Below are 12,109 nucleotides of genomic sequence, written 5' to 3'. Positions count from 1 at the left end.
CGCGAGGTGCGAGAATGTGCCAAGGCACATTTTTTGTGTGTAATAGTGTACATAGAACCTGTCCGGACCGCCCGGCATACCTTACATTAAGGATATGTTTCAGGAGAAGGTATATGTTTCGGACGATTTCGGTGCAGCAGTTGGAGTATCTTCTGGACGGGGAGCGGACATTCACCTTGTTGGATGTGCGGGAGCAGAGGGAATATGAGGCAGGACATCTCCTGGGGGCTGTGAACCTGCCTTATGAGCGGCTGGATGAAGTGGAGGCGGAGATTCCGAAAGACCGCCCTGTGGTTATCTATTGCGCCTACGGGGGTCAGAGCCTTCTGGCAGCGAGAGAACTTGCGGGGCGCGGGTATGACACGGTGAATGTGCTTGGAGGCCTTTATTATTATAGAGGAAAATATTATGTGACGTGTAAAGAGTAGCACATTCTTGCACCGAACGCGGTTATCAGTGATAAGCTGCATCCGGGAGCCAGGCTTATTGTATAAGCAGTTCGGAAAAAATGCGGAATGTAGGTCTGTTTTGAGGTTCGGCAGGGATTGACATGGACGCTGCAAACCCTTAAAATTAAATGGAATATGACCATTTGGCGTAAGTCATGGATGGCGTGAAACTATGAAAATACAGTAACTGCTAAGATACCAGGCAGTTACATGACACATCAGAACGGAGAAAATCAGATTGAATACATTTGAATTAATCGTCCCATGCCATTTCGGCCTGGAGGCAGTCATGAAAAAGGAGATCCTGGATCTCGGATATGAGGTCAGCCAGGTGGAGGATGGCCGTGTGACGTTTATCGGCGATGCGGAGGCGATCTGCCGCGCCAATATTTTCCTCAGAACGACAGAGCGCGTGCTCTTAAAAGTCGGCAGCTTCCACGCGGAGACCTTCGAGGACCTGTTCCAGGGAACCCGCGCGATCCCGTGGGAGGAATATCTCCCGAAGGACGCGAAATTCTGGGTCGCAAAGGCGTCCTCCATCAAGAGCAAGCTTTTCAGCCCGTCTGACATCCAGTCCATCATGAAAAAAGCCATGGTGGAGCGGATGAAAAAGGCGTACGGGATTGAGTGGTTCCCGGAAAACGGCGCGAGCTTCCCGCTCCGCGTTTTCCTTCACAAGGACACGGTGACAGTGGCTCTCGACACCACCGGCGAGTCCCTGCATAAGCGCGGCTACCGCACACTGACGAGTAAAGCACCGATCACGGAGACGCTGGCGGCGGCTCTCATCATGCTGACCCCGTGGAAGAGCGACCGGATTCTCGTGGACCCGTTCTGCGGAAGCGGCACCTTCCCCATCGAGGCGGCGATGATCGCGGCAAATATGGCACCGGGAATGAATCGTGAGTTCCTGTCCGAGGACTGGAAGCACCTGATCCCCAGAAAATGCTGGTATGACGCCATGGACGAGGCGAACGATCTCGTGGACCTCTCCGTCCAGACGGATATTCAAGGATATGATATCGACGGTGATATCGTCCGTGCGGCGAGAGCGAACGCGAAGGCAGCAGGAGTGGATGAGCTGATCCATTTCCAGCAGAGATCCGTCAGCGACCTGAGCCACCCGAAAAAGTACGGCTTCCTGATCACGAACCCGCCGTACGGTGAGCGAATTGAAGATAAAAAGAACCTGCCGGAGTTATATAAGACCATCGGCGAGCGCTTCGCGGCGCTGGATTCCTGGTCTGCCTATATCATTACGGCTTACGAAGACACCGAGCGGTATTTCGGTCGCAAGGCGGATAAGAATCGGAAGATCTACAATGGTATGATGAAGACCTACTTCTACCAGTTCTTAGGACCGAAACCGCCGAGAAAGCGTGAGGACAGAAGAGAAGAGAGATAACAGACCGGCAGCAGACACATAGAGATGACAAAAAAGCCGATTGCAGGCAGAAACGCAGGTAAGCGGATATGAGAAGTCGAAGAAGAAAAGGGCGCAGAAACAGAGACGGTCTGTGGATCTGCGGGATCGCGGTGCTGGCAGCCGGGGCTGTCTTTACAGCGAGGACAGAGATCCTGGATCTGGTAACCACAGAGATCGCCTTTGTGCTGGATCCGAAACAGGAAGGCGGAGAGAAAGAATCTGACCAGGATATTGCGGAGCGTGTGGAAAGCACGGACGGGGGTAAGGAAACGCTGACAGATGGCGGCGTGGATCTGGCAGAAACAGATGAAGCGGGAGCTGATCCTGACCAGAAGAATACAGATGCAGGAACGGAGGCTTCCGGCAGCGGAAATTCGGATCCGGAAGCCATAGAACTCCCCTCATCCTATGACATCCGTGAGCATCGGACCGTCTCCGTCTCCGACCAGGGAGATCTTGGCACATGCTGGGCGTTCGCGGCGTTAAAGGCGGTGGAGACCTCTATGCCGGAGTCCATGGCGGTGCCGCTCTCGGCGGACCACATGTCGATCCACAACAGTTTTGGGATCAGTCAGAATTCCGGCGGCGATTACAGTATGGCGATGGCGTATCTTTTAGCCTGGCAGGGACCTGTCTCCGAGGAGGATGATCCCTATGGGGACAGCACTTCGCCGGACGGCCTTGCACCTGTCTGCCACGTCCAGGAGATCCGGATCCTGCCGGAACGGAATTACGACGCGGTAAAACGGGCGGTGTATTTATATGGCGGTGTCCAGACGTCCCTCTACCTCCCGTCAGAAAACCGGGTGAGTGATGAGGATGTCTGCTACAAAGGCAGCGAAGAACCGAACCATGACGCGGTGATCATCGGATGGGATGACAACTATCCGAAAGAAAAATTTGCATCGAACCCGGAATCGGACGGAGCGTTCCTCTGCGTGAACAGCTGGGGAGAGAACTTCGGAGACGGCGGCTTTTTCCATGTGTCCTACGAGGACAGCTGGATCGCGGAGAGCGGAATCTCCTACTGCGGCATCGGACCGGCGGACAATTTCGACAGGAATTACCAGAGCGACCTCTGCGGCTGGACCGGGCAGATGGGATTCGGCGAGCCGGAGGCCTGGATGGCGAACGCGTATACAGCGGAGTCAGACGAGACGCTGGAGGCGGTGGGCTTCTACGCTACGGCACCGGACACGGAGTATGAAGTGTATGTGTTTGACGGGGACAGCTTCCGTGAACATGTGGAAAATAATGTGAAATTCCAGACGGACAGTGGAAAAGTCCTGGCATCCGGGACACTGCCGGATACGGGATTTTATACAGTGAACCTGGCAAAGTCCCAGGAACTGGATGCAGGCGAAATGTTCGTTGTGGCGGTAAGGATCCGCACGCCTGGGACGACGCAGCCGGTGGCGGTGGAGTATGCTGGGGGCGGACGGACCGGAAATATTGACATAGGCGACGGCGAGGGGTATATTAGTTTCGACGGCTCTTTGTGGGAACGGACGGAGACATCCAAGAGATGCAACGTGTGCCTGAAGGCCTACAGCCGGAAAATTGGAAAGTGAGAGATACATGGAACATAAAATTGTTTTTGCAACATCAAATGCCGGAAAAATGCGGGAGATCCGCGAGATTTTAAAAGACCTCGGGGCGGAGATCCTGTCCATGAAGGAAGCCGGTGTGGATATTGATATTGTTGAGGATGGAGATACATTCGCGGCAAATGCGTTAATTAAGGCAAAAGCCGTGTGGGAGAAGACAGGCGGGATCGTTCTGGCAGATGACTCCGGTCTTGTGATCGATGCGTTGAACGGGGAGCCGGGCGTTTACTCCGCGCGCTACATGGGAGAGAAGACTTCCTATGAAATTAAAAACTGGAACCTGATCCACCGCCTTGATGGTGTTCCGGAGAAAAAGCGCACGGCGCGTTTCGTCTGCGTGATCGCGGCAGTTCTCCCGGATGGAAGAACCCTGACAGCGGAGGGAACCATGGAGGGTGTGATCGCCCATGAACCGGCTGGCGCAGGCGGATTCGGCTATGACCCGATCCTGATGCTGCCGGAGTACGGAAAGACATCGGCGGAGATCACCATGGATGAGAAGAATGCCATCAGTCACCGCGGAAAAGCGCTTCGGGCGATGAAGAAACGTCTTGCAGAAGAGATCGGAGAATAAAGTATGAAAATTCTGATCGTGAGCGATACCCACAGAAGAGATGGAAATCTCAGGGAAATTATTGAGAAACAGTCCCCGTTCGATATGCTGATCCACCTGGGCGATACCGAGGGCAGCGAGGCATATTTTAAGGAATGGGTAAATAATGATAACTGCGTGATCCGCGTGGTGCGCGGAAATAATGACTTCTTCTCCCAGACAGACAGGGAGAAGGAGATCTCGATCGGAAAATACCGGGCATTTCTGACCCATGGCCATATGTACGGCGTATCTTTCGAGCTGGAGACGATCAAGGAAGAGGCGAGAGCCAGAAAAGCCGATATCGTCATGTTCGGACATACCCACAAGCCGCATCTGGAGTACTGTGAGGACGGGCTTGTTGTATTGAACCCGGGAAGTCTCTCCTATCCGAGACAGGACGGAAGAAAGCCGTCCTACATGCTGATGGAGCTTGATCGGAACGGTGAGGCACATTATACGGTCTGTTATGTGGATCAGGACAGGGATATTCCGTCGGGACTTTACTAGGCGGGACCGGAAATAATTGGCACAAAACAGATAAAATCAGAAAGCAGTTTTCGAAGAATAAATTCGGAACTGCTTTTTGTATGAAATCAGATAGCTGCCTGCGCAGAAAGTGCGTATGCAGCCAATTGTAGAAGAAATGCCGCCGGAACAGAGATAGTGGAGGATTCAGCCTCGAATAAAGCCTCGAATAAATAAAAAAAGTGGTTGACAATCCAACCTATCTACGGTATAATTTTAAACGCATTTAGTGAACTTTTGTTTTTAAATGCTTTGCGAAATCCCCGGGGTGTGGCTCAGCTTGGCTAGAGCGCCTGGTTTGGGACCAGGAAGTCGCAGGTTCGAATCCTGTCACCCCGATTTTTATCGAAAAAAAGATAAAAAACTTGTTGACAAATGAGTGGATATGAGATATAATCTACTGGTCAGCGAAAAAAAGAAAAATTTTCCTGCGGGTGTAGTTCAATGGTAGAACACCAGCCTTCCAAGCTGGATACGTGGGTTCGATTCCCATCACCCGCTTTGCTTTTGCGAAAAAGCATAATGAGTCTGTAGCTCAGTTGGATAGAGCAACGGCCTTCTAAGCCGTGGGTCGGGGGTTCGAATCCCTTCAGGCTCATTTGAAATCAAGTGTGATTTCGAATTTTATATTATGGTGGGTATAGCGCAGCTGGTTAGCGCGCCAGATTGTGGCTCTGGAGGCCCAGGGTTCGAATCCCTGTATCCACCTGTATTTCCCTGGGAAGCAGTTCCCGGGGCTTTTTTGTATTTTATGAAAGGTTAGATTTGAAGGAAGATCTGGACGTGTGCGCGGATGCGGTGGAACATTGTCGGGAAAGCATTCTGAAGATGATTCAGGAAATAGAAAATGAACTCAACGAAAATGAAGAAAGCTGAATTTCCATAATAGAAATTCAGCCTTTTTCCGCTGGGCCAGCGGGATTCGAACCCTCGAGTGCAGGAGTCAAAGTCCTGTGCCTTACCGCTTGGCGATGGCCCATTGCCATAACATTAGTATTCTATCATAAGACTGAAAAAAAAACAAGCAGAGGATTGGCAACTTGCCATCTGGTTTGCCATATGCTGATCTGGATGAGAAAGCGCATGGCAGAACTGTAACTATGGTTTGACAGGAAAGGAATATAGCAATGACAGAGGAAAAAACAGCAAAGGTTGTGGAAAACACAGAAAAAAACGGATCAGTCTGTTTAAAATCGAGAGGTGAGCTGGCGAGAGAATTGTTCCGGGAAGGTTACAACTGCTCTCAGGCGGTGACACTGGCGTTTGCGGATGAACTGGAGACGCGCGGAATCAGCAGAGAGATGGCGGCAGGCCTGGCGTCCTCGTTTGGCGGCGGCCTCGGAAGACTTCGGGAGGTATGTGGCTGTGTCAGCGGAATGGCACTGGTCTGTGGGGCTCTGGAAGGCTATACAGACCCGAAAGCGGCGGCGGAGAAGCGGGATCACTATAAAAGGATTCAGAAGCTTGTAACGACGTTTAAAGACGAGAACGGCAGCTATATCTGCAGGGAACTTTTATCGGGGATCAATTCGGATACAACTCCGGTTCCGGAGGCGAGAACGGAGAGCTACTATAAAAAGCGCCCATGTGCAGAGCTTGCAGCCTGTGCAGCGGATATTCTGGAGAGACACTTGGAAGAACTACAGAAATAGAATTGAATTTCCGATCTTGAGAAGAAAAGAACTCATCTCTGAGGTATCATTATGGCAACAAAAAATGACCCGCCGCAAAAGCGACGGGTCATTCTGCCGTTATATTTTACACAATAAGCTTTGTAAGCTGCTATACTCTGAATTAGAGGATTCCAGCCGGAAGAGCAACGCCTACGCCCGGTCCGAACGGAAGTCCGATCATCATCCAGATAACAACTACGATGATCCATGCGATCTGAAGAACGATGGACATCGGGATCATATTGGAGATCAGAGTACCGATCTTGAGATCCGGAACGTACTTTGTCTGAGCAACACTTAAGATCATCCAGATATATGCGGACATCGGTGTCCAGCAGTTGAACGGGGAGTCACCAATTCTGTAAAGTAACTGTGTGAAGCCCGGATGATAACCGAGGAGCATGAACATCGGAACGAAGATCGGAGCGAAAATAGCCCACTTCGCGGAACCGGAGGATACGAAGATGTTGACGAAGGAGCAGAGAAGGATGAAAGCTACACAGAGCGGAATGCCTGTGAAGCCAGCAGCCTCGAGTCCGTCAGCACCTGCGATCGCAAGGAGTGTACCAAGCTTTGTCCAGTTGAATAAGCCCTGGAACTGTCCACAGAAGAAGCAGAACAGAACGTAGGAACCCATACCGGCCATCTGCTTTGACATTGCCTTGTTGACATCAACAGCGTTCTTGAATGTGCCTGCAGTGAAGCCGTATGCAAGACCGCAGAGGCAGAACAGAACGAACAGGATCGGGATCAGGCCCTTTAAGAGCGGGGATCCGATAAACGCACCGTTCTCGCCGGAAAGAAGACCGGTGAAGAATCCGATTGCAATGATGATGATGTAGATAATCGCGGTAAGAGCTGCAGCATTAAGACCTTTCTTCTGCTGCGGAGTAACTTCTTCAAGTTTTGCTTCTCCGGCACCCTCGTATTTTCCGAAACGCGGCTCGATCATATGTACGGAACAGAATCCGATAACTGCTGCACAGAGGAAGGTGGAGAAGATCATGAAGAACCAGTTACAGGTCGGGTCAACCTGGAATGTTGTATCCGGGATGAATGCCTTGATCGCATCGTTTGTAAGCCCCTGTAACAGAGTATCAGTACCGGCAACCATCAGGTTTGCTGTGAAACCGGCCTGAGCACCTGCGTAACCAACCATCATACCAACTACCGGGTGCTTGCCTACGCCCATGTAAACGATGGCAGCCATCGGCGGGATAACGACCATAGCGGTATCGGAAGCGATGTTACCAACGGTACCAACGAATGCGATTACGTACGGGATCATAGCTGCAGGAACGTTCTTTAAGGAACTGTTCAGCATGGAGATCAGCATTCCGGACTCCTCACAGAGACCAATACCGAGTGTCATGGTGATAACCAGACCTAACGGAGCGAAGCCTGTGAAGTTCTTTACCATGTTGCCTAAGATCCAGTCAACGCCGTCTTTGGAGAACAGGTTCGCAGATGTTACGACCTCTCCGGAAGCCGGGTTTGTAAGGGCAACGCCCATTACACTGAAGATGCAGCCGATGATGGCTGTGATAAGGAAGAGCCAGCAGAACAGAATCGCTGGCGGCGGCAATTTGTTACAAACTTTTTCGATACCATCAATCAGTTTGTCCACGCCGGTTTTCTTAGCGGTAGTGTTTTCACTCATTTGAAAAACCTCCTGTAAACTTAATTTACGGGACCTAAACCCCCGAGATCCCGCTTGCATGGATATTATACTATAAATGGTTCGAAAAAGCTATATGTTTTTTATAAAGTGTTTATAATTTTTATTTTTAGATTAGAAAACTGAAAAAAAAGCCGGAGATTTCGCCAAATGGAATGATAAATATTTGGTAAAAATGCACAAATCAGGAAATGGCGATTATGAGAAGATTATTGCGTTTATAGTGGTTTCATGTTAAGATAAAGTATCGTGCATGAAACGTGATGACAGATAATAAAGGAATCCTGCCTGACGGATTCAAAAAAGACTGTCAGTGGCAGCAAGTGCCAATGTGCGGTTAATTGAATACCTGGGAGGATATAATATGTTTGGTGGAAACTTTCAGACATGGAAACTTCATTCGGCGCAGGACTATTTTATGTTCTTTGCCTACATTTTGGCCGGTGTGATGGTGTTTTGGCTGATCGCGAAACACATGAACAAACAGCGGAATCACGAAAAGGCTGTAGAAAAGGTCTCCGCGCGGCTGAAAAAGATCTGCGGAAAGCCCGGTGAGGTTTTAAAGAACGCGACTTTAAATCTGCCGGAAGGAAAAATGACGTTTGACGCGGTCCTTATGGATAAGAGAGGCGTTTACCTTGTAAGAACTTACGGCTGGGGAATTAAGATATACGGAACTCCGGACGGAGCAATGTGGCGGCGAGAAGACGCAAAGAGAAAAGAGGAGTTTGAAAATCCGCTTCTGGAGCTGAAAAAAGGCGCGGCGGAGATCACAAAGGTGATGGAAGAAAACGGAGTTCAGAACCTGAAGGTGATGCCGATGGTCGTATTTGCGGACAACTTCCAGACTCCGGAGCTGTATCTCGGATATGGTTCTTTCTCCACAACGTATCAGGAATTAAAGAACTGGTATAAAAAACAGTCGGGCGTAAAAGAAGTCCAGTACGATTACGATAAGGTTTCTTCTATTATAAAAGAACTTGCAAAATAAGGAAACGGAAGATGAAGAAAACGGGCAGTTCCGGAATGGAGCTGCCCGTTTTTTGATAAATCTGTTATGTACTGCCGAAAGTTTTAAATGATACCAACCGGAAGAGCAGAACCAACACCCGGTCCGATCGGAAGACCGATAAGATACCAGATGATGAAGAAGATCACCCAGATCACTTCAAGGATAACAGCGATCGGAAGAAGGTTGGAAATAAGAGTACCGATCTTTATATCCTTCATGTACTTTGTCTGTGCGGTTGCAAGAATCATCCAGATATACGCAGACATCGGAGTAACTGCGTTTGTCGGGGAATCGCCAAGTCTGTAAAGTAACTGTGTAAAGCCCGGATGGTAGCCAAGGAGCATGAACATCGGAACGAAGATCGGTGCGAAGATCGCCCATTTTGCGGAACCGGAGGACATGAAAATGTTTACACAGGTTACAACAAGGATAAAACAGATAAATAATGGGATTCCGGTAAAGCCTGCGGACTGAATAAGATCAGCACCGCCGATCGCAAGGAGTGTACCAAGCTTTGTCCAGTTGAATAAGCCCTGGAACTGTCCGCAGAAGAAACAGAAGGAAACGTAGGAGCCCATTGCTGCCATCTGCTTGTTCATTGCTTTACTGATGTCGCCGGATTTTTTGAATTTACCGGAAGCGAAGCCATATGCGATCGCACAAACGGAGAAGAATACAAACAGGATCGGGATCAGACCCTTTAAGAGCGGAGATCCAACGAAGGCACCGTTCTCAGCGGCTAACGGACCGGTAAAGAAGCCGATTACGAGGAGAATGATATACACGATGGCTGTGATTGCAGCGGCACGGAGTCCTTTGCTTTCTTCGCTTGTCAGCTTTTCAATCTTTTCATCAGTATTGCCTTCGTATTTTCCGAAACGCGGCTCTACAACCTTTGTACAAACAAAACCGATCACGATTGAGCAGAGGAATGTAGAAGCAATCATGAAGAACCAGTTACAGGTAACATCTACCTGGAAAGTTGTATCCGGTAAAAAGCCCTTGATTGCATCGTTTGTAAGCCCCTGAAGCAGGGAGTCGGTACCGGCAACCATCAAGTTTGCGGTAAAGCCGGCGTTCGCGCCTGCGTATCCACAGATCATACCAACGACCGGATGTTTTCCTGCACCGATATAGAGGAGTGCAGCAAGCGGAGGAACGATGATGTTTGCGGTATCGGAAGCAATATTTCCAATCGTACCGACGAATGCGATGAGGTACGGAATAAGAGCCGGAGGAACATCGCTCAGACATCCCTTTAAGAGGGACATTATCAGTCCGGACTCCTCACAGAGACCGATACCGAGTGTCATGGTGATTACCAGACCAAGCGGTGCGAAACCAGTAAAGTTCTTTACCATATTATTAAGGAACCAGTCAAGTCCGTCTGCCGAGAAGAAGTTCTGGGAAACAACGGCCTCTCCGGATGCCGGGTTGATCAGGCTTACACCGGCTACGGTTGCGATCGTACCGATGATCGCTGTGAAAAGGAAGAGCCAGCAGAACAGGATTACCGGATCGGGAAGTTTGTTACATACGTTTTCGACTACGGTCAATGCCTTGTCGAGCCAGGTCTGCTTTGTTGCAGTATTGGTGTTTTCGCTCATACAGAAACCTCCTGTGATAGTAAAAGTACGAAATAACTGAAAAAACAGGAAGATTTCCAGCAATTTCGCCGATGAAGTAAAAAGTTAATTCTTTGCTAAGAATGAAAAATATTAACTTTTTATAAAACGATTATATATCTTTTGTAAATAACTGTCCACACCTTTTTTTATTTAGTCAAATGTTTTTACAGCTCATATTATTAATACAATTCAAATAAATTAGAAAATTCAGACAAAAACAAAATGGATCCAGAGAGATCCGGTCAGGAAACCGGATAAAGCTGAGGTATTTTCTTGCGGAGATGGCAGATCCATGTTAAGATGATTGAGTAAGATTTGCGATGCAGGGCCCGGAAAAGAGGTCTTTGCAGCAGGAAAAACAGGAGGGGTTAGCAGATGATTAACGAAAAGAGACTGCTCGACACATTCATTGGCTACGCGATGATCGACAGCGAGACAAAGAATGAGAAAGCGATGGGGGAAAAGTTAGTTGAGGATCTGAAGGCACTCGGTCTGGAAGTAAAGACCGATAAGGCCGGAGAGGGGTTCGGATCCAACGGATTTAACGTATGCGCATATCTTCCGGGAACGATTCCGGGTGAGCCGACTATTATGTGTGCGCACATGGATACCGTGACTCCGGGTAACGGGATCAAACCGTTGATCGATGACGGAATTATCCATACAGACGGATCTACGATCCTTTCCGGTGATGACAAGTCCGGAATCGCGGCGATCATGGAGGCTGTCAAGGTGATCAAAGAGCAGAATCTTCCGTGCCGCAACACAGAGATCTTATTCACCATCGGTGAAGAGGGCGGAATGAACGGCGTTAAAAATATGGATCTGTCCATGATCAAAGGCAAAGAGGCAATGGTATTCGATGCCAGCGGTGATGTTGGAAAGATCTTAACCTGCGGACCTGGCCAGATCAAGATCTTCGCGACGATCATCGGACGTTCCTCCCATGCAGGACTTGCTCCGGAAGAGGGAATCAGTGCGATTCAGGTAGCGGCAAAGGGAATCGCAAAGATGAACCTGCTCCGCATTGATGAGGAGACGACCTGCAATATCGGTACCTTAAAGGCTGAGTACGCAACCAATATCGTTCCGGAAAAGGCTGAGTTCGTGGCAGAGGTGAGAAGCCGCAACCTCGATAAATTAAACGCGCAGGCTGCCCATATGCAGAAATGTTTACAGGATGCCTGTGACGAGATGGGCGCAAAGCTTGAGATCGAGTTAAAGACAAACTATGTAAGCTTCAATGTTGCGAACGACGATCCGATGGTACAGAGAGTGTTCGAGTCCTGCAAGCGCATCGGCTGCGAACCGATGACTGCAAAGGGCGGCGGCGGAAGCGACGCGAACGTAATGGCCCTTCACGGAATCAAGCCGATCGTTCTCTCTACCGGTATGACGAAGGTACATACTACGGGCGAGACGCTGAAGATCGAGAACCTCAATAAGTGCGCGGAGCTTGTTCTGGATCTGATGACACACTAATGAATAATAGAATAAGATTTGCGGAATATATAAA

The 12,109-nt window shown here is 49.4% G+C and carries 10 protein-coding genes and 5 tRNA genes; 12 read left to right on the top strand and 3 right to left on the bottom strand.

Annotated elements, in window-relative coordinates; translation table 11 throughout:
• Positions 1–113 precede the first annotated feature (113 nt).
• The 9 genes from DW826_RS01730 to DW826_RS01690 all read left to right on the top strand — a co-directional run bounded on the left by DW826_RS01730 (position 114) and on the right by DW826_RS01690 (position 5,310).
• Positions 114–428, top strand: coding sequence for a rhodanese-like domain-containing protein (locus DW826_RS01730; RefSeq protein ID WP_117551833.1), 315 nt, complete (start codon positions 114–116; stop codon positions 426–428).
• 259 nt (positions 429–687) lie between these two features.
• Positions 688–1,854 (top strand): class I SAM-dependent RNA methyltransferase, encoded by a 1,167-nt coding sequence (locus DW826_RS01725; protein ID WP_117551832.1) that lies wholly within the window; start codon positions 688–690, stop codon positions 1,852–1,854.
• 68 nt (positions 1,855–1,922) lie between these two features.
• Positions 1,923–3,446, top strand: coding sequence for a lectin like domain-containing protein (locus DW826_RS01720; protein ID WP_117551831.1), 1,524 nt, complete (start codon positions 1,923–1,925; stop codon positions 3,444–3,446).
• Positions 3,447–3,453: 7 nt separating this feature from the next.
• A complete protein-coding gene (locus DW826_RS01715; RefSeq protein WP_015553043.1) occupies positions 3,454–4,056 on the top strand; it encodes an XTP/dITP diphosphatase in 603 nt (200 codons plus the stop codon).
• A gap of 3 nt (positions 4,057–4,059) precedes the next feature.
• Positions 4,060–4,584 carry a metallophosphoesterase gene (locus tag DW826_RS01710; RefSeq protein ID WP_015553044.1) on the top strand — a complete coding sequence of 175 codons (525 nt, stop codon included), beginning with the start codon at positions 4,060–4,062 and terminating at the stop codon, positions 4,582–4,584.
• Positions 4,585–4,866: 282 nt separating this feature from the next.
• A tRNA-Pro gene (locus DW826_RS01705) sits at positions 4,867–4,941 on the top strand.
• A 91-nt stretch (positions 4,942–5,032) separates the two neighbouring features.
• Positions 5,033–5,103, top strand: a tRNA-Gly gene (locus DW826_RS01700).
• Positions 5,104–5,126: 23 nt separating this feature from the next.
• Positions 5,127–5,200, top strand: a tRNA-Arg gene (locus DW826_RS01695).
• A gap of 36 nt (positions 5,201–5,236) precedes the next feature.
• Positions 5,237–5,310: transfer RNA gene (locus tag DW826_RS01690), tRNA-His, on the top strand.
• Positions 5,311–5,509: 199 nt separating this feature from the next.
• Here DW826_RS01690 and DW826_RS01685 read toward each other — a convergent pair.
• Positions 5,510–5,581 (bottom strand) — tRNA-Gln (locus tag DW826_RS01685).
• 148 nt (positions 5,582–5,729) lie between these two features.
• Here DW826_RS01685 and DW826_RS01680 point away from each other — a divergent pair.
• A complete protein-coding gene (locus tag DW826_RS01680) occupies positions 5,730–6,254 on the top strand; it encodes a C-GCAxxG-C-C family protein (RefSeq protein WP_117551830.1) in 525 nt (174 codons plus the stop codon).
• 142 nt (positions 6,255–6,396) lie between these two features.
• Here DW826_RS01680 and DW826_RS01675 read toward each other — a convergent pair whose 3' ends face one another.
• The gene (locus DW826_RS01675) at positions 6,397–7,935 is read right to left on the bottom strand and encodes an AbgT family transporter (RefSeq protein ID WP_015553046.1); all 1,539 of its coding nucleotides are present in this window, start codon (positions 7,933–7,935) and stop codon (positions 6,397–6,399) included.
• 382 nt (positions 7,936–8,317) lie between these two features.
• Between DW826_RS01675 and DW826_RS01670 the strand changes: the two genes are divergently transcribed.
• Positions 8,318–8,944: a nuclease-related domain-containing protein gene (locus DW826_RS01670; RefSeq protein WP_117551829.1), complete on the top strand. Its 627-nt coding sequence runs from the start codon at positions 8,318–8,320 to the stop codon at positions 8,942–8,944.
• 83 nt (positions 8,945–9,027) lie between these two features.
• Here DW826_RS01670 and DW826_RS01665 read toward each other — a convergent pair whose 3' ends face one another.
• On the bottom strand, positions 9,028–10,572 hold the full coding sequence (locus tag DW826_RS01665) for an AbgT family transporter (RefSeq protein WP_117483495.1): 1,545 nt from the start codon (positions 10,570–10,572) through the stop codon (positions 9,028–9,030).
• A gap of 396 nt (positions 10,573–10,968) precedes the next feature.
• Between DW826_RS01665 and DW826_RS01660 the strand changes: the two genes are divergently transcribed.
• Positions 10,969–12,075, top strand: a complete 1,107-nt coding sequence (locus DW826_RS01660; protein ID WP_021904586.1) for a M20/M25/M40 family metallo-hydrolase — start codon at positions 10,969–10,971, stop codon at positions 12,073–12,075.
• Positions 12,076–12,109 lie beyond the last annotated feature (34 nt).

Origin of the sequence: Clostridium sp. AM34-11AC, from assembly GCF_003435375.1 — a bacterium.
Taxonomy (GTDB): Bacteria; Bacillota; Clostridia; order Lachnospirales; family Lachnospiraceae; genus Pilosibacter; species Pilosibacter fragilis.
Note: the sequence above shows the minus strand (reverse complement) of the source record. Positions and strands in the feature narration are given on the sequence as shown.

Bases quoted from the DNA above. Each gene is read 5' to 3' on its own strand.
- DW826_RS01730 (WP_117551833.1), top strand. From the start codon at position 114: ATGTTTCGGACGATTTCGGTGCAGCAGTTGGAGTATCTTCTGGACGGG.
- DW826_RS01720 (WP_117551831.1), top strand. From the start codon at position 1,923: ATGAGAAGTCGAAGAAGAAAAGGGCGCAGAAACAGAGACGGTCTGTGG.
- DW826_RS01715 (WP_015553043.1), top strand. From the start codon at position 3,454: ATGGAACATAAAATTGTTTTTGCAACATCAAATGCCGGAAAAATGCGG.
- DW826_RS01710 (WP_015553044.1), top strand. From the start codon at position 4,060: ATGAAAATTCTGATCGTGAGCGATACCCACAGAAGAGATGGAAATCTC.
- DW826_RS01680 (WP_117551830.1), top strand. From the start codon at position 5,730: ATGACAGAGGAAAAAACAGCAAAGGTTGTGGAAAACACAGAAAAAAAC.
- DW826_RS01675 (WP_015553046.1), bottom strand. From the start codon at position 7,935: ATGAGTGAAAACACTACCGCTAAGAAAACCGGCGTGGACAAACTGATT.
- DW826_RS01670 (WP_117551829.1), top strand. From the start codon at position 8,318: ATGTTTGGTGGAAACTTTCAGACATGGAAACTTCATTCGGCGCAGGAC.
- DW826_RS01665 (WP_117483495.1), bottom strand. From the start codon at position 10,572: ATGAGCGAAAACACCAATACTGCAACAAAGCAGACCTGGCTCGACAAG.
- DW826_RS01660 (WP_021904586.1), top strand. From the start codon at position 10,969: ATGATTAACGAAAAGAGACTGCTCGACACATTCATTGGCTACGCGATG.